This window comes from Pseudomonas sp. CK-NBRI-02 (genome assembly GCF_008124495.1).
GTDB classification, from domain to species: domain Bacteria; phylum Pseudomonadota; class Gammaproteobacteria; order Pseudomonadales; family Pseudomonadaceae; genus Aquipseudomonas; species Aquipseudomonas guariconensis.
This window is the reverse complement of the sequence record NZ_VSJH01000003.1, coordinates 23,743-43,379: the sequence shown is the minus strand read 5'-3', so window position 1 is coordinate 43,379 and position 19,637 is coordinate 23,743. Positions and strand designations below refer to the sequence as shown.

Here is a 19,637-nt window from a genome sequence, read left to right as displayed (position 1 = left end):
GGCGCTTGGCCGCCGGGCTTAGCGCCCCTGGCGGCCATGCACGATAGCACGGCCTTTTTCCAGGTAAGCGTCCATCTCCTCACGCGGCACCATGCTGCCGCCCGTCGCCCAGACCAGGTGGGTGGCATTGGCCATGCGCCGCTCATCCAGGCCCAGACGCTGACGATAGCCTTGGTTTTCCTGCAACACCCGGCCCATGCCCGGCACGCCCGCCAGCGCCGAAGGCTCCAATGCCAGCCCTTCTAGCTTCTCCACCAGCGCCAGCAAGCGGAACAATTCGGCATCGCTGACGGTGTAGTAACCGTCGATCAGGCGCTGCATGGCTCGCCCGACAAACCCTGAAGGCCTGCCGACCGCGAGCCCGTCGGCGGCGGTATGGTTGTCCAGACCGAAGTCATAGACCGACACCTGCTCATGCAAACCGGTGTACACCCCCAACAGCATGCACGGCGAGTGGCTGGGCTCGGCGAACAGGCAGTGCACCGCATCGCCGAACGCCTGCTTCAAGCCAAAGGCCACGCCCCCTGGACCACCGCCCACGCCACAGGGCAAATAGACGAACAGCGGATGCTCGGCATCGACGATGATGCCCGCCGCCTGCAACTGCCCGCGCAAGCGTTCGGCCGCCACGGCATAGCCCAGGAACAGGTCGGTGGAATTTTCGTCATCGACGAAGTGACATTGGGGATCGGCATCGGCTTCGCGCCGCCCCTGCTCGACCGCGACGCCGTAATCGGCGTCGTATTCGCGCACCTCGACACCACACGCCCGCAAGCGATCCTTCTTCCATTGACGGGCATCGGCGGACATGTGGACCGTCGTGCGCAACCCCAGGCGCGCCCCCATGACGCCGATGGACAACCCCAGGTTGCCGGTCGAGCCGACGGCGATGCTGTACTGGCTGAAGAAGGCCCGTGCCGCCTCGCTGTCGAGCGTTGCGTAATCATCACCAGGCTTGAGCAGGCCGCCGGCCAAGGCCAGACCCTCGGCGTGCTTGAGCACTTCATAGATACCGCCACGAGCCTTGATCGAACCTGAGATTGGCAGCAGGTTGTCTGCCTTGAGCCACAGCGTGCCGAGCGGCGCGATGTCGAGCTCATCGGATAAGGCAGCCTGCAGGCCGGGCAAAGGCAACAGTGGCGATTCGATCAACCCACCGGCGGCTTGGGTCTGCGGGAAGGCCGAGGCGATGAACGGTGCAAAACGCGTCAACCGTGCGCTGGCCTCGGCGATATCGCCTGCCCCCAGCGGTACATCGCCCAACGCCTGGGCACTCGGTGCGACGCCAGGATTGAACCAAGTGACCGGGGCGTGGCGCACCAGGTCGGCGATCAACGGGTGCTGCTGGCACCAGGTCTGCAGCGGAACTTCGAGGGCCATGGGCGACTCCAGGCAGATCATTAGGCAGGGCCTGGATTAGGCGGCACATCAGCCCCCCTTGGCAACCGTCGGATACTTGGCCTGGGCCCCATCAGCAGCGCCATCGTCTGCTACCTTGGGAGAACCCGCTCACCCACAGGTGAATGACCATGGCCCGCACGACTCCCATCGAGCTGTACCGCAACATTGGCATCGTCGCCCACGTCGACGCCGGCAAGACCACCACCACCGAACGCATCCTGTTCTACACCGGGGTCAACCATAAAATGGGCGAAGTTCATGACGGCGCCGCCACCATGGACTGGATGGCCCAGGAGCAGGAGCGCGGCATCACCATCACCTCGGCGGCGACCACGGCGTTCTGGCAAGGCTCGACCAAGCAGTTTGCCGACAAGTACCGGTTCAACATCATCGACACCCCCGGCCACGTCGATTTCACCATCGAGGTCGAGCGCTCGCTGCGCGTGCTCGACGGCGCGGTGGTGGTGTTCAGCGGCGCCGACGGCGTCGAGCCGCAGTCCGAGACAGTCTGGCGCCAGGCCAACAAGTACCATGTGCCGCGCCTGGCCTACATCAACAAGATGGACCGCCAGGGCGCGGATTTCCTGCGGGTGGTCAAGCAGATCGACCAGCGCCTGGGCCACCACCCGGTACCGATCCAGCTGGCCATCGGCAGCGAGGAGCACTTCGCCGGGCAGATCGACCTGGTGAAGATGAAAGCCATCTACTGGAACGACGCCGACCAGGGCACCAGCTATCGCGAAGAGGAGATTCCCGCTGAGCTGCGCGCGCTGGCCGATGAATGGCGCGCGCACATGGTCGAAGCCGCCGCCGAAGCCAATGACGAGCTGACGATGAAGTTTCTCGAGGGTGAAGCGCTGAGCGTTGACGAGATCAAGGCCGGGCTGCGCCAACGCACCTTGGCCAACGAGATCGTGCCGACCATCCTCGGCTCGTCCTTCAAGAACAAAGGCGTGCCTCTGATGCTCGATGCCGTGATCGACTACCTGCCCGCCCCCAGCGAGATTCCCTCGATCAAGGGCGTCGACCCAGATGACGAGGAAAAGCACCTGGAGCGCCACGCCGACGACAACGAACCGTTCTCGGCCTTGGCCTTCAAGATCGCCACCGATCCGTTCGTGGGCACCTTGACGTTCGCGCGCGTCTACTCTGGCGTGCTCAGTTCCGGCGACGCCGTGCTCAACTCGGTCAAGGGCAAGAAGGAACGGGTCGGACGCATGGTGCAGATGCACGCCAACCAGCGCGCCGAGATCAAGAATGTCTGCGCCGGCGACATCGCCGCACTGATCGGCATGAAGGATGTCACCACCGGCGACACCCTGTGCGACATGAACAAGCCGATCATCCTCGAGCGCATGGATTTCCCCGACCCGGTGATTTCCGTGGCCGTTGAGCCCAAGACCAAAGCCGACCAGGAAAAAATGGGCATTGCCTTGGGCAAGCTGGCCCAGGAGGACCCCTCGTTCCGGGTCAAGACCGACGAGGAGACCGGCCAGACGATCATCTCAGGCATGGGTGAGCTGCACCTGGACATCATCGTCGATCGCATGCGCCGCGAGTTCAACGTCGAGGCCAATATCGGCAAGCCGCAGGTGGCCTATCGCGAGAAGATCCGCAACACCTGCGAAATCGAGGGGCGCTTCATCCGCCAGTCCGGTGGACGCGGCCAGTATGGCCATTGCTGGATCCGTTTTGCACCGGGCGACGATGGCAAGGAAGGCCTTGAATTCATCAACGAGATCGTCGGCGGCGTGGTGCCACGCGAGTACATTCCCGCCATCCAGAAAGGCATCGAGGAGCAGATGCAAAATGGCGTGCTGGCCGGTTACCCGCTGATCAGCCTCAAGGCCGCGGTGTACGACGGCTCGTACCACGACGTGGACTCCAACGAGATGGCCTACAAGATTGCCGCGTCCATGGCCACCAAGCAACTGGCCCAGAAAGGCGGTGCCGTGCTGCTGGAGCCGGTGATGAAGGTCGAGGTGGTCACGCCCGAGGAATACCTGGGCGACATCATGGGCGATCTGAGCCGTCGGCGCGGCATGATCCAGGGCTCGGAGGACAGCCCCGCCGGCAAGGTGATCCGTGCCGAAGTGCCATTGGGCGAGATGTTTGGCTATTCCACCGACATGCGTTCGATGACCCAGGGCCGGGCCAGCTACTCGATGGAGTTCACCAAGTATGCAGAGGCGCCGGCAAGCATCGCCGACAGCATCGTCAAGAAGAGCAAAGGGGAGTGATACGCTGTAGCGGCAAGTGGCCAGACACCTTCGCGGGCTCACCCGCGAAGGTGCCGATGCGGGCAAAAGCCCTGCTCAATGCTGCTCCCCTGCCCGCTTGAGCAGCTTCTTGCAGCGCTCCGACAGGTGCACCACGCGCAGGTGCTTGCCAGCCTTGGCATAGCGTTCGCGCAGGGTCTTCAACGCCGCGATCGCCGAGTAGTCGACAAAGCTCAGGTGCTTACAGTCCAGGGTAACGCTGGCTGGATCCTGCGCCGGGTCGAACTGATCGAGAAACGGCGTGGTCGAGGCGAAGAACAGCGTGCCGTGCACTTGATAGACCTTGCCGCCCGCCTCGTCCAGATGGCTGTCGGCATAGAGTTCGCGGGCGTGCTGCCAGGCAAAGTTGATCGCGGCGATGACGATGCCGAACAGCACGGCAGTCGCAAGGTCAGTCAATACCGTCACCACCGTCACTGCGATGATTGCCAGCACGTCGCTGACCGGCACCTTGCGCAACACTCGAAGCGATGCCCAGGCGAAGGTCTGCTGGGCGACCACGAACATCACGCCAACCAACGCCGCCAGCGGGATACGCTCGATCAGCGGCGAGAGGAACAACACGAACAGCAGGATCATCCCGCCCGCCACCACGCCCGACAGCCGGCCGCGGCCATTGGAGCTGAGGTTGATCACGGTCTGGCCGATCATCGCGCAGCCACCCATGCCGCCACATAGCCCCGAGACCATGTTGGCCGCCCCGAGCGCCACGCATTCGCGATCGGGGTAGCCACGGCTTTCGGTGATCTCATCGGTCAGGTTCAAGGTCAACAGGGTTTCCAGCAGGCCGACCATTGCCATCAACACGGCGTAGGGCGCGATGATCTTCAACGTCTCAAGGTTCCACGGCACCTCTGGCAGGGCCAGTCGTGGCAGACCGCCAGCGATGTGCGCCATGTCGCCCAACGTGCGGGTCGGCAAACCAAGCAGATAGACCAGCAGACCGACACCAAGAATCGCGACCAGCGCCGGAGGCACGGCGCGGGTCAGGCGCGGCAGTACGTAGACCACCAGCATGGTCAGCGCCACCAGGCCGACCATCAGGTACAGCGGTGAGCCGCTGAGCCAGTGCTCGCCGTCCTTGAAGTGCTCCAACTGGGCCAGGGCAATGACGATCGCCAGGCCATTGACGAACCCGAGCATCACCGGATACGGCACCAGGCGCACCAGTTTGCCCAGGCGCAGTACGCCAAACAGGATCATCACACCCCCACCGAGTAGCACCGTAGCCAATAGATACTGGGCACCGTGCTGCACCACTAGGGCGACGATCACCACCGCCATGGAGCCTGCGGCACCGGAGATCATCCCGGGGCGCCCACCGAACAGCGCGGTCAGGGTACAGATGATGAAAGCACCGTACAGGCCCATGAGGGGGTTGAGGTGTGCCACCAGGGCGAAGGCAATACATTCAGGCACCAGGGCGAAAGACGTGGTCAGGCCAGCGAGCACGTCGGCGCGAAGTCGGGCGGGTTTCATGGGGTTCCTGTGTCGTGTCCGGATGCAGAAGCGACCGGGATGAAAAATCGAGGGGCGCGATGTTACGAGATTTGTCCGATAGCGACCACCGATCGGCAGCTCAGCGCACGCGCTCGCGACTCTGTACCGCCAGGTCCAGTGCCCGCAGCATGTCCAGACGCGCCGAACGCCCCAAATCCGGATGCTGCAACTGGCCATTGCGTTCGGAAGGCAGGATTGGCGCGGTCAGGTCTTCGGCGTCCATGGCTTCGAAATCCTGCTGCGGGCCCAAGGTCAGCGCACTGCGGCGCAGCAGCATGCGCACCTGGTCGGGGGTCAGCTGTGGGTTGATCGACAGCATGGCAGCCACTGTGGCAGTGACCAGCGGGGTCGCATAGGAGGTACCGCAATGGACCCGGCCTTGCAGCGCAGGACGGATGCAGGCAGCAGCACTGATATCCACACGCATGTCGACATTGGAGCTGCGCCGCTTGGTCACGTGGGTCGGGCTTTCGAGCGCAACGGCTTGGTCGCTGCGTTGGTGGCCGCCGACCACCAGCAACTGATCGGTGATGAATGACGACGGCAGGCGATATTCATCCCTTCCAGACCAGGAAGCACCGTTGCCTGCCGAATTGACCACTACCACATCCGGATGTGCCTTGCGCAACCACAGGAAGAATTCCTCTAGCAGTTCTTCATAACCGCTCATGGCGAGCCCTGAGCGTACCAGAGAGTCCACCTCATCGCCCCGTACGTCCCTGGCCCCGACGCGGTGGATACCCCAGCTCCAGTTCAGCACCCTCACGCCATCCTCGACCAGATTCACCGAGGCGGCGATGTTGGCAGTGATTCCAGCATCGGCATTGCGCTCGACGATCACTTCGAAGCCCGGGGCGGCCTTGCCCAGCCCCGTGAGAAAGCCGCCTGGCGCGCCCTCGCCGCCTCGTCCGGCGAGAATCCCGGTGACCTGCGTGCCATGGCTTTGCGCCTGGTCGCCATCACGGGCGTACACACAGGTTTCGCCCGCACCGCAAGCGCCGCGGTAGGCCATGAATGCCGGAGCATCGAAGTCCACCGCCCGCTCGATCACGCCGATCCGCAATGGCTTTACGGGCACCTTTGAGGCCGGGATACGGCGCTGGTAGTAATACAAGGCATCCATGAAGCGATTGGCAGCCCATTCCTGGGCCTGATCGATGGGCGGCTTGGCGACTTGCACAGCGCCTTCCTCGCCGCGTTCGGGCGCGGACTCCTCGACGATCACTGCATCCACACTGGTTTCGCTGCCGATACGCAGGATCATCGCGTCCCGCTGCACCAGGTCATGGACTGGCAAGCGCAACTGATAGACGTTGAGCGGAGCAATCGCGCCGACGACCTGGGCGCCATATTTGTCGGCGATGCGCTGCGCTTGACGCAGACCGTCGTGATGTTCCTCGATCAATACACTGACCAAGTTCAGGTAGGTGGTCAGGTCATCCATGTTCTTCGCCACTTCGTCGGGCCCTGCGGCCAGCACATGGCTGCGCTGGCGCGTGAGCCAAACCGGATTGCTCCTCTGGCCGCGGGCTTCGAGCCACAACGGGGCGCTGCGCTGGCGGGGCGGATCGAGGGTCAATGTGAGCGTGTCGCCCTGACGCACCACATACGTTTCGGACAACGGCTGGTCACCGAGCCACACCGCAGGCTTGCCTTGCTCCAGCCCCTGGACCCGCAGACACCATCGCTGCGGGCCGTCGCCCAGCAGATCGCCACAACGTTGCAGTTGCTGGATGCGCAAGGGTTGCTGTGCGGCCACGGCCGCGCTCAAGGGCAGACAAATCAACAAGACGAGCAGACGCAGCATCAGGGCAGTCCTTTGGGCTTCTTGTGCTGCGACTGCCAGGCCCTGTCAAAGGTTCAGGCAGCCTGCTGCGGGGCCTTCGCAAGCCCCCAACCAACATGAGCTGCCCAGCCTGTGATCCAGACCCAGCAGAGGCGCGACAAATTTGCCATCATGATCATTCCACCTGCGGAGATCATGGACATGCCGCTACGCCCCTTCATCACGTCTTTTCTGTTGGTCATCAGCCTCACCGCCCAGGCGGCCACCGAGGTGCTGCCACTGCAACATCGCACCAGCGCCGAACTGCTGCCTACCGCTCAGTCATTCCTGGGCAAGGACGGCACGGTCAGCACCTTCGAGAACAAGCTGATCGTCAATGCCAGCCCTGAGCGCATCGATGACCTGCGCGCACTGTTGCAACAGCTCGACACTGCGCCCAAGCGCCTGTTGATCAGCGTCGACAACGACGACAGCAACTTCCAGGACAACCGTGGCAACGCCCGCATCATCCATTACGGCACGAGCAACCGTGAGGGCGGGATGCAGCAGATCCAGGCCAGCGAAGGCCAGCCGGCGTTGATCCAGATCGGTCAGAGCATTCCCATCACCAGTACCAGCACCGACGGCTACGGACGCATTCAAAGCGACACTGAATACCGCAATGTCACCCAGGGTTTCTATGTCACGCCGAGCCTGAGCGGCGATACGGTTCGTCTGCAAATAAGCACCAATAATGACCGAATGAGCCTTGAACGTCAGGATGTAGTAAAAGTTCAAAGCACCGACACGACCGTCACCGGCAAGCTCGGCGAGTGGATCACCCTGGCCGGGTTCAATCAGCAGAGCCAAGCCGAACGTAGCGCCTCAAGCTACACCTACAGCACCCAACGGGGTGAAAACATGACATTACGCGTCAAAGTCGACCTTCTTGACTGATTCCAGGCAATTCAAGGCCTCGACCAAAGGCCTTGAAACTGACCGAAGAGTCTCATTAGACCAAAGATGTAGTAAGCGAAAAAAACCACTACAAAACATTTGACAGGTACTTTTTTCCAAGGGCATGATGGCCTCGCTCCCGCTAATCAGAGGCCCTGGCAAGGGCCTTCGAGACGCGCTCCTCCTTACCCCTGGGGGCGTCTCGTGTCTATACGGCCCACAAGGCGGTTCGACGGGATAGTGACTGCAACGAAGAAGTTGTCCCGAGGGACGGAAGCGCATCACCGCAGTACCTGGCAGTCCTGTCGCACCGCAGCAAGGCATCCACGAGCCGACCTGCCGCCACACCTCGCCCGGCCCTGCACCTCTTCCCCTTCGAGCCTCCCTCGTACGCACTCACCTTCCGCCGGACAGGACAGCCGCCAGGCTTCTGAACCGCAGAGCACAAGCACTTACTTCAAAGACTGATGCGACGAGGTTTTATTTCCATGGCACTGACACGCGAACAGCAAATTGCAGCCCTTGAGAAAGACTGGGCCGAGAACCCGCGCTGGAAAGGCGTGACCCGTACCTATACCGCCGCCGATGTCGTCCGCCTGCGTGGCTCCCTGCAGCCGGAGCACACCTTCGCTCGCCAGGGTGCAGAGAAACTGTGGAAGCTGGTCACCGAAGGTGCCCACCCGTCCTTCCGCCCTGAAAAAGATTTCGTCAACTGCATGGGCGCCCTAACCGGCGGCCAGGCAGTCCAGCAGGTCAAGGCCGGCATCCAGGCCATCTACCTGTCTGGCTGGCAGGTGGCCGCCGACAACAACTCGGCCGAGTCCATGTACCCTGACCAGTCGCTGTACCCGGTCGATTCGGTTCCGACCGTGGTCAAGCGCATCAACAACGCCTTCCGCCGCGCCGACCAGATCCAGTGGAAAGCAGGCAAGAACCCAGGCGACGAAGGCTACATCGACTACTTCGCACCGATCGTGGCAGACGCCGAAGCCGGTTTCGGCGGCGTGCTGAACGCCTACGAACTGATGAAGAACATGATCGAGGCAGGCGCAGCCGGGGTTCACTTCGAAGACCAGCTGGCCTCGGTGAAAAAATGCGGCCACATGGGTGGCAAGGTACTGGTCCCAACCCAGGAAGCCGTGCAAAAACTCGTCGCTGCCCGCCTGGCTGCGGACGTCGCTGGCGTACCGACCATCATCCTGGCCCGTACCGACGCCAACGCCGCTGACCTGCTGACCAGCGATTGCGACCCGTACGACCAGCCGTTCGTGATCGGCGAGCGCACGCGTGAGGGCTTCTATAAAGTCCGCGCCGGCCTCGACCAAGCCATCGCCCGCGGCCTGGCCTATGCCCCGTATGCCGACCTGATCTGGTGTGAAACCGCCAAGCCGGACCTGGAAGAAGCTCGCCGCTTCGCCGAGGCGATCAAGAAGGAGTACCCGGACCAGATCCTGTCGTACAACTGCTCGCCATCCTTCAACTGGAAGAAGAACCTGGACGACGCCACCATCGCCAAGTTCCAGCGCGAACTGTCGGCCATGGGCTACAAGCACCAGTTCATCACCCTGGCAGGCATCCACAACATGTGGCACGGCATGTTCAACTTGGCGCACGACTACGCCCGCAACGACATGACCGCCTACGTCAAGCTGCAGGAGCAGGAGTTCGCTGACGCCAGCAAAGGCTATACCTTCGTGGCGCACCAGCAGGAAGTCGGCACCGGCTACTTCGACGACATGACCACCGTGATTCAAGGTGGCGCTTCGTCGGTAACCGCCCTGACCGGCTCGACCGAGGAAGAGCAGTTCCACTGAGTGTGACGCCCTTCGAACGAGGCCCGACCCTGCAAAGGTGTCGGGCCTTTTTCTTTATCGAGTGGCAACAACGTTGTTCCTACACGTATTTCTGATTACCACGTAGGAACCCGCTTAGCCCTCAGCGTTCGCAGCACAGCCGGCAACATGGGTCTATGCTTGTGGCTACCCAGCAGCAAGGACCGCCCATGCCCCGTCCAAGCCATCTGATCGCCATCGCCCTCACGGCCGCCGCCTTCTATATATATGCATTGGCCAGCGACAATACCCTGCTCGCATTGCTGGCCAAGCCATTGCCAGTGCTGGCATTGATTGCCTGGCTATGCAGCGCTCCTGCGACGCCTTATACGCGCTGGATCAGTATCGGACTCGGTTTTTCGGTACTGGGCGATATCATTTTGGCCGTTCCACGCGATTGGTTCGTTTTCGGCCTTGCAGCCTTCTTCTGCGCACACCTGGCCTACCTGCATGCCTATTGCCGCATCACTCGGCGCCCCGCCCTGGCCACACTGGCGGTATGTGCACTGCTCACCTGCGCGCTGTTCGCACTGCTGGCCAGCCACGGCCTGGGGTCCTTGCTGATACCCGTGGCGCTTTATGCCTTGGCGATTGGTGCAATGCTCTGGCGCGCCCTCGCCTGCGGTGGGCTGGCTGCAATCGGAGCCGGCCTGTTCGTGTTCTCCGACAGCCTGATCGGCATCGACCGCTTCGTCATGCCATTCGCCGGCGCCCAATTCTTGATCATTCTCGCCTACTGGCTGGGCCAATGGGCAATCGCCGCGTCGGCTTATCGTGGCTCAATCGATAAACTGTTGATTCAGAGCGGTGCAAGACGCGAGCCCAGCTGCTAGAACGAGAGGCTTTCTTATTTGCAAGATACACGCTGGAAAAATGAACTTTGCAAGCGTCAGGCCAGGTTTAAAACAACACATCAGGCCAAATGATATTAATTATCATTACTGGCGCAAAAGGTCGTTACATGATGCAAGAAACATAATTAACAAAAGCGCGTGCAATGCCCGAAACTCAAGGGTTTCAGCCATTTAGGAGATTTTTTTGTTCTTAATCCTACGAATAAATTTGCCACAGAAATTTTACTTGCACCGGGTTTACCCATAAAATCAGCCCGATTGATTCAGCTGCGACATTTGGTCACTGCAACCGCGACACGCGTCGCCGCTCTACTTATTTCAGACTGCAGAGCTGGGTCTCTGTATAAGGATTTCTAGCATGTCCGATTCGGTAGGACTCATCGCCCACAACTGGGGCTTTGCCATCTTCCTCCTGGGTGTCGTCGGCCTGTGTGCCTTCATGCTCGGCCTCTCCAGCCTGCTCGGTAGCAAGGCTTGGGGTCGCGCCAAGAACGAACCCTTCGAATCCGGCATGCTGCCCGTCGGCAGCGCCCGTCTGCGCCTGTCCGCCAAATTCTATCTGGTCGCGATGCTATTCGTGATCTTCGATATCGAAGCCCTCTTCCTGTATGCATGGTCTGTGTCCGTCCGCGAAAGCGGCTGGACCGGATTCGTCGAAGCACTCGTTTTCATTGCAATTCTGTTGGCTGGTCTTGTCTACCTATGGCGCGTCGGGGCGCTCGATTGGGCTCCCGAAGGTCGCCGCAAGCGGCAAGCGAAGCTGAAACAATGAGGCTTTGGCATGCAATACAATCTCACCAGAATCGATCCGGATGCGCCCAACGAGCAGTACCCGGTCGGTGAACGGGAAACCGTCACCGATCAACTGCTAGAGGACCAGGTCCACAAGAACATCTTCATGGGCAAGCTCGAAGATGTGCTGCGTGGCGCGGTCAACTGGGGTCGCAAAAACTCCCTCTGGCCGTACAACTTCGGCCTGTCCTGCTGCTACGTGGAAATGACCACGGCCTTCACGGCACCCCATGACATCGCCCGCTTCGGCGCCGAAGTCATCCGGGCCTCGCCCCGTCAGGCCGACTTCATGGTCGTCGCCGGCACCTGCTTCATCAAGATGGCGCCGATCATTCAGCGCCTCTACGAGCAGATGCTCGAACCCAAGTGGGTGATCTCCATGGGCTCGTGCGCCAACTCCGGCGGCATGTACGACATTTACTCGGTCGTTCAGGGGGTCGACAAGTTCCTCCCCGTGGATGTCTACGTGCCTGGCTGCCCGCCTCGCCCCGAAGCCTTCCTGCAGGGCCTGATGCTGCTGCAGGAGTCGATCGGCCAGGAGCGACGCCCGCTTTCCTGGGTTGTCGGTGATCAAGGCATTTACCGTGCCGAGATGCCCGCCCAGAAAGACCTGCGTCGTGAACAGCGCATCCAGGTCACCAACCTGCGCAGCCCCGACGAAGTCTGATCCAGCGACATGCCGCCCGCTCCGGAAGGAGCCGGCGGCCTGGCTTCATTCTCTACGTTGACTCAAAGCGACCGAGACCATGACAGCGGACACCGCTATTTATATTCCGCCTTACAAGGCTGACGACCAAGATGTGGTCGTCGAACTGCACAACCGTTTTGGCGCAGACGCATTCGTCGCCCAAGAAACCCGCACCGGCATGCCGGTCCTGTGGGTAAACCGCGCCCAGCTCAAAGACGTCCTCTCCTTCCTGCGCAACGTTGCCAAGCCGTACAGCATGCTGTTCGACCTGCACGGCGTGGACGAGCGCCTGCGCACCCAGCGCCGCGGCCTGCCGGCTGCCGATTTCAGCGTGTTCTACCACCTGCTGTCGGTCGAACGTAACAGCGACGTGATGATCAAGGTGGCCTTGAGCGAAGGCGACCTGAACCTGCCGTCGGTCACCGGCATCTGGCCAAACGCCAACTGGTACGAGCGCGAAGTCTGGGACATGTTCGGCATCGACTTCGCCGGCCATCCGCACCTGTCGCGCATCCTCATGCCACCGACCTGGGAAGGCCACCCGCTGCGCAAGGACTTCCCGGCGCGCGCCACCGAATTCGATCCGTACAGCCTGAACCTGGCCAAGCAGCAGCTTGAAGAGGAATCGGCGCGCTTCAACCCCGAAGCCTGGGGCATGAAGCGTCACGGCGCCAACGAGGACTACATGTTCCTCAACCTGGGTCCCAACCACCCTTCGGCTCACGGTGCCTTCCGTATCGTCCTGCAACTGGACGGCGAAGAGATCGTCGACTGCGTTCCGGACATCGGCTACCACCACCGTGGTGCAGAGAAGATGGCCGAGCGCCAGTCCTGGCACAGTTTCATCCCCTACACCGACCGCATCGACTACCTCGGTGGGGTGATGAACAACCTGCCGTACGTCCTGGCTGTCGAGAAGCTGGCCGGCATCAAGGTGCCGCAGAAGGTCGACACCATTCGCGTCATGTTGGCCGAGTTCTTCAGGATCACCAGCCACCTGCTGTTCCTGGGTACCTACATCCAAGACGTGGGCGCCATGACCCCGGTGTTCTTCACCTTTACCGACCGCCAGCGGGCCTACACCGTGATCGAGGCGATCACTGGTTTCCGTCTGCACCCGGCCTGGTACCGCATCGGTGGCGTCGCTCACGACCTGCCACGCGGCTGGGACAAGCTGGTCAAGGACTTCGTCGAATGGCTGCCCAAGCGCCTGGACGAGTACGAAAAGGCTGCGCTCAAGAACAGCATCCTCAAGGGTCGTACCATCGGCGTCGCCGCCTACAACACCCAGGAAGCGCTGTCGTGGGGTACCACCGGTGCCGGCCTGCGTGCCACCGGCTGCGACTTCGACCTGCGTAAAGCCCGCCCCTACTCCGGCTACGAGAACTTCGAGTTCGAAGTACCGCTGGCCCACAACGGCGATGCCTACGATCGCTGCATGGTCCGCGTCGAGGAGATGCGCCAGAGTATCCGCATCATCGACCAGTGCCTGCGCAACATGCCGGAAGGCCCGTACAAGGCGGATCACCCGCTGACCACGCCGCCGCCCAAAGAGCGCACCCTGCAGCACATCGAGACCCTGATCACCCACTTCCTGCAAGTCTCGTGGGGCCCGGTCATGCCGGCCAACGAGTCGTTCCAGATGATCGAGGCGACCAAGGGCATCAACAGTTACTACCTGACGAGCGATGGCGGCACCATGAGCTACCGCACCCGGATCCGTACCCCGAGCTACCCGCACCTGCAGCAGATCCCATCGGTGATCAAAGGCAGCATGGTCGCGGACCTCATCGCGTACCTGGGCAGTATCGACTTCGTTATGGCTGACGTGGACCGCTAAGCATGAACAACACGCTTATCCAAACCGACCGTTTCGTCCTGAGCGAAACCGAGCGCTCGGCCATCGAGCATGAGATGCACCACTACGAGGATCCGCGCGCGGCGTCCATCGAAGCCCTGAAGATCGTTCAGAAAGAACGTGGCTGGGTGCCGGACGGCGCCATCTACGCCATCGGCGAAGTCCTGGGCATCCCAGCCAGCGACGTCGAAGGCGTGGCCACCTTCTACAGCCAGATCTTCCGCCAGCCGGTCGGTCGCCACATCATTCGCGTCTGCGACAGCATGGTCTGCTACATCGGTGGCCACGAGTCGGTGGTCAGCCAGATCCAGAGCGAGCTGGGCATCGGCCTGGGCCAGACCACTGCCGATGGCCGCTTCACCCTGCTGCCGGTCTGCTGCCTGGGCAACTGCGACAAGGCCCCGGCACTGATGATCGACGATGACACCTTTGGCGACGTGCAACCTGCCGGCGTCGCCAAACTGCTGGAGGGTTACGTATGACCATCACTTCCTTCGGCCCGGCCAACCGCATCGCGCGCTCGGCTGAAACCCATCCGCTGACCTGGCGCCTGCGTGACGACGGCGAGCCGATCTGGCTCGAAGAGTACCAGGCCAAGAACGGCTACGCCGCCGCCCGCAAGGCGCTGGCGCAAATGTCTGCGGATGATATCGTCCAAAGCGTCAAGGACTCCGGCCTCAAGGGCCGTGGTGGCGCAGGCTTCCCCACTGGCGTGAAGTGGGGCCTGATGCCCAAGGACGAGTCCATGAACATCCGCTACCTGCTGTGCAACGCGGACGAAATGGAGCCCAACACCTGGAAAGACCGCATGCTGATGGAGCAACAGCCCCATCTGCTGGTCGAGGGCATGCTGATCAGTGCCCGCGCCTTGAAGGCCTACCGCGGCTACATCTTCCTGCGTGGCGAATACACCACCGCGGCCAAGAACCTCAACCGCGCCATCGAGGAAGCCAAGGCCGCAGGCCTTCTGGGCAAGAACATCCTCGGCAGCGGTTTCGACTTCGAACTGTTCGTGCACACCGGTGCCGGCCGCTACATCTGCGGTGAAGAAACCGCACTGATCAACTCCCTGGAAGGCCGCCGCGCCAACCCACGCTCCAAGCCGCCCTTCCCTGCCGCCGTCGGTGTGTGGGGCAAGCCGACCTGCGTGAACAACGTCGAGACCCTGTGCAACGTTCCGGCCATCGTCGCCAACGGCAACGACTGGTACAAGTCGCTGGCCCGCGAAGGCAGCGAAGACCACGGCACCAAGCTGATGGGCTTCTCCGGCAAGGTGAAGAACCCTGGCCTGTGGGAACTGCCGTTTGGCGTCACCGCCCGCGAGCTGTTCGAGGACTACGCCGGTGGCATGCGCGATGGCTACAAGCTCAAGTGCTGGCAGCCAGGCGGCGCCGGTACCGGTTTCCTGCTGCCCGAGCACCTCGACGCACAGATGTATGCCGGTGGCATCGCCAAGGTCGGCACCCGTATGGGTACGGGCCTGGCCATGGCGGTCGACGACAGCATCAATATGGTCTCGCTGCTGCGCAACATGGAAGAGTTCTTCGCCCGGGAATCGTGCGGCTGGTGCACCCCGTGCCGTGACGGTCTGCCATGGAGCGTGAAGATGTTGCGCGCCTTGGAGAAAGGCCAAGGCCGTGCCGAGGACATCGAGACGCTGCTGGGACTGGTCAACTTCCTCGGCCCAGGCCGGACCTTCTGTGCTCACGCACCGGGTGCCGTCGAGCCTCTGGGCAGTGCCATCAAGTATTTCCGGTCCGAGTTCGAGGCCGGTGTCGCCCCAGCCAGCGCTGGCGACGCCCTGCGTCCGAACCTGGCCAAGCCGATACCGACCGGGCCGGTCGTGGTCGGCGCATAACAAGATGAATCGCGGATGGTCCGTGCCATCCGCCAGCCTGCAGGCCGGCCCGAACGATTCGTGGCTGGCCGCAGGCTCACCGATTTCCATTAGCCACGCCTGCTCACGCGGGCCAACGAAGAACTTTGAACCATGGCCACTATCCACGTAGACGGCAAAGCGCTCGAAGTCAATGGTGCGGACAACCTGTTACAGGCCTGTCTGTCGCTCGGCCTCGACATCCCCTATTTCTGCTGGCACCCGGCGCTCGGTAGCGTCGGCGCCTGCCGGCAGTGCGCGGTCAAGCAGTACACCGACGAGAACGACACCCGCGGTCGTATCGTCATGTCCTGCATGACCCCTGCCTCCGACGGCACCTGGATCTCCATCGACGATGAAGAATCCAAGGCGTTCCGCGCCAGCGTCGTCGAATGGCTGATGACCAACCACCCGCACGACTGCCCAGTGTGCGAGGAAGGCGGTCACTGCCACCTGCAGGACATGACGGTAATGACCGGCCACAACGAGCGCCGCTACCGTTTCACCAAGCGTACCCACCAGAACCAGGACCTCGGCCCGTTCATCGCCCATGAGATGAACCGCTGCATCGCCTGCTACCGCTGCGTTCGCTACTACAAGGACTACGCAGGCGGTACCGACCTGGGTGTCTACGGCGCCCACGACAACGTGTACTTCGGTCGCGTCGAAGACGGCGTGCTGGAGAGCGAGTTCTCCGGCAACCTGACCGAGGTCTGCCCGACCGGCGTGTTCACCGACAAGACCCACTCCGAGCGCTACAACCGCAAGTGGGACATGCAGTTCGCCCCTAGCATCTGCCACGGCTGCTCCAGCGGCTGCAACATCAGCCCCGGTGAGCGCTATGGTGAACTGCGCCGTATCGAGAACCGCTTCAACGGCTCGGTCAACCAGTACTTCCTGTGCGACCGTGGCCGCTTCGGCTATGGCTACGTCAACCGCAGCGACCGTCCACGCCAACCGCACCTGGCCGACGGCACCAAGCTGGGCCTGGACGCTGCCCTGGACAAAGCCGCCGACCTGCTGCGCGGTCGCACCATCGTCGGTATCGGCTCGCCACGCGCCAGCCTGGAAAGCAACTATGGCCTGCGTGAGCTGGTCGGCGCCGACTATTTCTATTCGGGTATGGAAGCCGGCGAGTTGGCCCGCGTGCGCCTTGCTCTCGAGGTGCTCAACAATAGCCCGCTGCCCGTGCCGACCCTGCGCGACATCGAAGACCACGACGCTGTGTTCGTCCTCGGTGAAGACCTGACCCAGACCGCCGCCCGCGTCGCACTGGCCGTGCGCCAGGCCACCAAGGGCAAGGCCGAAGCCATGGCCGACGCCATGCGCGTACAACCGTGGCTGGACGCTGCGGTCAAGAACATCGGCCAGCACGCGCTGTATCCGCTGTTCATCGCCTCGCTGGCTGAAACCAAGCTCGACGACGTCGCCGAGGAGTGCGTGCACGCAGCGCCGGCGGACCTGGCTCGCCTGGGCTTCGCCGTGGCCCACGCCATCGATCCGAGCGCACCTGCCGTTGACGGCCTGGACGCCGAAGCCAAGGCTCTGGCCCAGCGCATCGCCGATGCCCTGGTCGCAGCCCAGCGTCCGCTGGTAGTCGCCGGCACTTCCCTGGCCGACCCCGCACTGATCGAAGCCGCCGCCAACATCGCCAAGGCCTTGAAGCTGCGTGAGAAGAACGGCTCGCTGAGCCTGGTGGTGCCAGAAGCCAACAGCCTCGGCATGGCCATGATGGGCGGTGAGTCCGTCGACGCCGCGCTGGATGCCGTCATCAGCGGCAAGGCCGACGCTATCGTAGTGCTGGAGAACGACCTGTACGCCCGCGTGCCGGCCGCCAAGGTTGACGCTGCCCTGGCCGCGGCCAAGGTGGTGATCGTCGCCGACCACTCCAAGACCCCGACCACCGACCGCGCCCATCTGGTGCTGCCGGCGGCCACCTTCGCCGAAGGCGACGGTACCCTGGTCAGCCAGGAAGGCCGTGCACAGCGCTTCTTCCAGGTGTTCGACCCGCAATACCTCGACAGCAGCATCCTGGTTCACGAAGGCTGGCGCTGGATGCACGCCCTGCGTGCGACCCTGCTGAACAAGCCGGTCGACTGGACCCAACTGGATCACGTCACCAGCGCCTGCGCCGAAGCCGCCCCGCAACTGGCCGGCATCGTCAACGCAGCGCCTTCGGCCGCGTTCCGCATCAAAGGCTTGAAACTGGCCCGTGAACCGCTGCGCTATTCCGGTCGTACTGCCATGCGCGCCAACATCAGCGTGCACGAACCGCGTACCCCGCAAGACAAGGACACCGCCTTCGCCTTCTCCATGGAAGGCTACTCGGGCTCGGCCGAACCGCGCCAGCAGGTGCCATTCGCCTGGTCGCCGGGCTGGAACTCCCCACAGGCCTGGAACAAGTTCCAGGACGAGGTCGGCGGCCACCTGCGCGCTGGCGATCCAGGCGTGCGCCTGATCGAGCCGCAAGGCGATCGCCTGCACTGGTTCACCACCATCCCGGCGGCCTTCAACCCGGCCCGCGGCACCTGGACTGCCGTGCCGTTCTACCACCTGTTCGGCAGCGAAGAGTCTTCTTCCCGCGCCGCCCCGGTGCAAGAACGCATCCCGGCCGCCTACGTGGCACTGGCCAAGTCCGAGGCCGACCGCCTGGGCGTCAACGAGGGTGCCCTGCTGAGCCTGAACGTGGCGGGCGTCTCCCTGCGCCTGCCGCTGCGTGTCAATGAAGAGCTGGGCGCTGGCCTGGTCGCGCTGCCGAAAGGCCTGGCCGGCATTCCGCCTGCCATCTTCGGAGCATCCGTCGAAGGTCTGCAGGAGGCAGCACAATGAGCTGGTTCACCCCCGAAGTGATCGATGTGATCCTCACCGTCGTCCGGGCCATCGTGGTCCTGCTGGCGGTGGTGGTCTGCGGCGCGCTGCTCAGCTTCGTCGAGCGTCGCCTGCTGGGTTGGTGGCAGGACCGCTACGGTCCGAACCGTGTCGGCCCGTTCGGCATGTTCCAGATCGCTGCCGACATGCTGAAGATGTTCTTCAAGGAAGACTGGAACCCGCCTTTCGTCGATCGCATGATCTTCACCCTGGCGCCAGTCGTGGCCATGAGCGCCCTGCTGATCGCCTTCGTGGTCATCCCGATCACCCCGGTCTGGGGCGTGGCTGACCTGAACATCGGTCTGCTGTTCTTCTTCGCCATGGCCGGTCTGTCGGTGTATGCGGTGCTGTTCGCCGGCTGGTCGTCGAACAACAAGTACGCCCTGCTCGGCAGCCTGCGTGCTTCGGCCCAGACCGTGTCGTACGAAGTGTTCCTGGGCCTGGCACTGATGGGCGTGGTGGTTCAGGTCGGTTCGTTCAACATGCGCGACATCGTCGACTACCAGGCACAGAACCTGTGGTTCATCATTCCGCAGTTCTTCGGCTTCTGCACCTTCTTCATCGCTGGCGTCGCCGTGACTCACCGTCACCCGTTCGACCAGCCAGAAGCGGAACAGGAACTGGCTGACGGCTACCACATTGAATATGCCGGCATGAAGTGGGGCATGTTCTTCGTCGGTGAGTACATCGGCATCATCCTGATCTCGGCGCTGCTGGTGACCCTGTTCTTCGGCGGCTGGCACGGCCCATTCGGCCTGCTGCCACAGGTTCCGTTCCTGTGGTTCGCCCTGAAGACCGCGTTCTTCATCATGCTGTTCATCCTGCTGCGCGCGTCGATTCCGCGCCCACGCTATGACCAGGTGATGGACTTCAGCTGGAAGTTCTGCCTGCCGCTGACCTTGATCAATTTGCTGGTGACCGCTGCGATCGTGCTCTACAACACGCCAGCCGTCGCGGCCCAGTGAGG

The 19,637-nt window shown here is 62.6% G+C and carries 14 protein-coding genes; 11 read left to right on the top strand and 3 right to left on the bottom strand.

Translation table 11 applies throughout. The features are described from left to right. Nucleotides 1-18: 18 nt before the first annotated feature. On the bottom strand, nt 19-1,380 hold the full coding sequence (gene dsdA, locus DQ397_RS02775; RefSeq protein WP_148921464.1) for a D-serine ammonia-lyase: 1,362 nt from the start codon (nt 1,378-1,380) through the stop codon (nt 19-21). A 149-nt stretch (nt 1,381-1,529) separates the two neighbouring features. Here dsdA and fusA point away from each other — a divergent pair, with 149 nt between their 5' ends. Continuing rightward, entirely contained in the window at nt 1,530-3,641 is a 2,112-nt protein-coding gene (gene fusA, locus DQ397_RS02770; protein WP_043209170.1) for an elongation factor G, read from the top strand. A 75-nt stretch (nt 3,642-3,716) separates the two neighbouring features. Here the strand turns inward: fusA and DQ397_RS02765 are convergent, their stop codons facing one another. Beyond that, nucleotides 3,717-5,159, bottom strand: coding sequence for a SulP family inorganic anion transporter (locus tag DQ397_RS02765; RefSeq protein ID WP_043209167.1), 1,443 nt, complete (start codon nt 5,157-5,159; stop codon nt 3,717-3,719). Nucleotides 5,160-5,259: 100 nt separating this feature from the next. Then, nucleotides 5,260-6,987, bottom strand: a complete 1,728-nt coding sequence (locus tag DQ397_RS02760) for a S8/S53 family peptidase (RefSeq protein ID WP_043209165.1) — start codon at nt 6,985-6,987, stop codon at nt 5,260-5,262. Between the two features lie 150 nt (nt 6,988-7,137). On the opposite strand from DQ397_RS02760, the gene DQ397_RS02755 reads away from it, so the two are divergent. From DQ397_RS02755 to nuoH, 10 genes are all read left to right on the top strand, one after another. After that, entirely contained in the window at nt 7,138-7,902 is a 765-nt protein-coding gene (locus DQ397_RS02755; protein WP_178113764.1) for a secretin N-terminal domain-containing protein, read from the top strand. A 488-nt stretch (nt 7,903-8,390) separates the two neighbouring features. Further along, nucleotides 8,391-9,716 (top strand): isocitrate lyase, encoded by a 1,326-nt coding sequence (aceA, locus tag DQ397_RS02750; RefSeq protein ID WP_043209162.1) that lies wholly within the window; start codon nt 8,391-8,393, stop codon nt 9,714-9,716. 188 nt (nt 9,717-9,904) lie between these two features. Beyond that, the gene (locus tag DQ397_RS02745) at nt 9,905-10,567 is read left to right on the top strand and encodes a lysoplasmalogenase (protein WP_043209160.1); all 663 of its coding nucleotides are present in this window, start codon (nt 9,905-9,907) and stop codon (nt 10,565-10,567) included. Between the two features lie 379 nt (nt 10,568-10,946). After that, nucleotides 10,947-11,360 carry an NADH-quinone oxidoreductase subunit A gene (locus tag DQ397_RS02740; protein ID WP_043209159.1) on the top strand — a complete coding sequence of 138 codons (414 nt, stop codon included), beginning with the start codon at nt 10,947-10,949 and terminating at the stop codon, nt 11,358-11,360. Nucleotides 11,361-11,369: 9 nt separating this feature from the next. Continuing rightward, nucleotides 11,370-12,047, top strand: coding sequence for an NADH-quinone oxidoreductase subunit B family protein (locus tag DQ397_RS02735; protein WP_043209157.1), 678 nt, complete (start codon nt 11,370-11,372; stop codon nt 12,045-12,047). A 79-nt stretch (nt 12,048-12,126) separates the two neighbouring features. Further along, nucleotides 12,127-13,908 carry an NADH-quinone oxidoreductase subunit C/D gene (nuoC, locus tag DQ397_RS02730; protein ID WP_043209154.1) on the top strand — a complete coding sequence of 594 codons (1,782 nt, stop codon included), beginning with the start codon at nt 12,127-12,129 and terminating at the stop codon, nt 13,906-13,908. A gap of 2 nt (nt 13,909-13,910) precedes the next feature. Then, nucleotides 13,911-14,408, top strand: a complete 498-nt coding sequence (gene nuoE / locus DQ397_RS02725) for an NADH-quinone oxidoreductase subunit NuoE (protein WP_043209152.1) — start codon at nt 13,911-13,913, stop codon at nt 14,406-14,408. Beyond that, on the top strand, nt 14,405-15,784 hold the full coding sequence (nuoF, locus tag DQ397_RS02720) for an NADH-quinone oxidoreductase subunit NuoF (protein ID WP_043209150.1): 1,380 nt from the start codon (nt 14,405-14,407) through the stop codon (nt 15,782-15,784). Before nuoE ends, nuoF begins: the two co-directional genes overlap by 4 nt. Before the next feature lie 132 nt (nt 15,785-15,916). Beyond that, nucleotides 15,917-18,631, top strand: coding sequence for an NADH-quinone oxidoreductase subunit NuoG (gene nuoG, locus DQ397_RS02715; protein WP_043209148.1), 2,715 nt, complete (start codon nt 15,917-15,919; stop codon nt 18,629-18,631). Beyond that, nucleotides 18,628-19,635, top strand: coding sequence for an NADH-quinone oxidoreductase subunit NuoH (gene nuoH, locus DQ397_RS02710; protein ID WP_043209145.1), 1,008 nt, complete (start codon nt 18,628-18,630; stop codon nt 19,633-19,635). Before nuoG ends, nuoH begins: the two co-directional genes overlap by 4 nt. Nucleotides 19,636-19,637 lie beyond the last annotated feature (2 nt).

Bases quoted from the DNA above. Each gene is read 5' to 3' on its own strand.
- dsdA (WP_148921464.1), bottom strand. From the start codon at position 1,380: ATGGCCCTCGAAGTTCCGCTGCAGACCTGGTGCCAGCAGCACCCGTTG.
- fusA (WP_043209170.1), top strand. From the start codon at position 1,530: ATGGCCCGCACGACTCCCATCGAGCTGTACCGCAACATTGGCATCGTC.
- DQ397_RS02765 (WP_043209167.1), bottom strand. From the start codon at position 5,159: ATGAAACCCGCCCGACTTCGCGCCGACGTGCTCGCTGGCCTGACCACG.
- DQ397_RS02760 (WP_043209165.1), bottom strand. From the start codon at position 6,987: ATGCTGCGTCTGCTCGTCTTGTTGATTTGTCTGCCCTTGAGCGCGGCC.
- DQ397_RS02755 (WP_178113764.1), top strand. From the start codon at position 7,138: ATGATCATTCCACCTGCGGAGATCATGGACATGCCGCTACGCCCCTTC.
- aceA (WP_043209162.1), top strand. From the start codon at position 8,391: ATGGCACTGACACGCGAACAGCAAATTGCAGCCCTTGAGAAAGACTGG.
- DQ397_RS02745 (WP_043209160.1), top strand. From the start codon at position 9,905: ATGCCCCGTCCAAGCCATCTGATCGCCATCGCCCTCACGGCCGCCGCC.
- DQ397_RS02740 (WP_043209159.1), top strand. From the start codon at position 10,947: ATGTCCGATTCGGTAGGACTCATCGCCCACAACTGGGGCTTTGCCATC.
- DQ397_RS02735 (WP_043209157.1), top strand. From the start codon at position 11,370: ATGCAATACAATCTCACCAGAATCGATCCGGATGCGCCCAACGAGCAG.
- nuoC (WP_043209154.1), top strand. From the start codon at position 12,127: ATGACAGCGGACACCGCTATTTATATTCCGCCTTACAAGGCTGACGAC.
- nuoE (WP_043209152.1), top strand. From the start codon at position 13,911: ATGAACAACACGCTTATCCAAACCGACCGTTTCGTCCTGAGCGAAACC.
- nuoF (WP_043209150.1), top strand. From the start codon at position 14,405: ATGACCATCACTTCCTTCGGCCCGGCCAACCGCATCGCGCGCTCGGCT.
- nuoG (WP_043209148.1), top strand. From the start codon at position 15,917: ATGGCCACTATCCACGTAGACGGCAAAGCGCTCGAAGTCAATGGTGCG.
- nuoH (WP_043209145.1), top strand. From the start codon at position 18,628: ATGAGCTGGTTCACCCCCGAAGTGATCGATGTGATCCTCACCGTCGTC.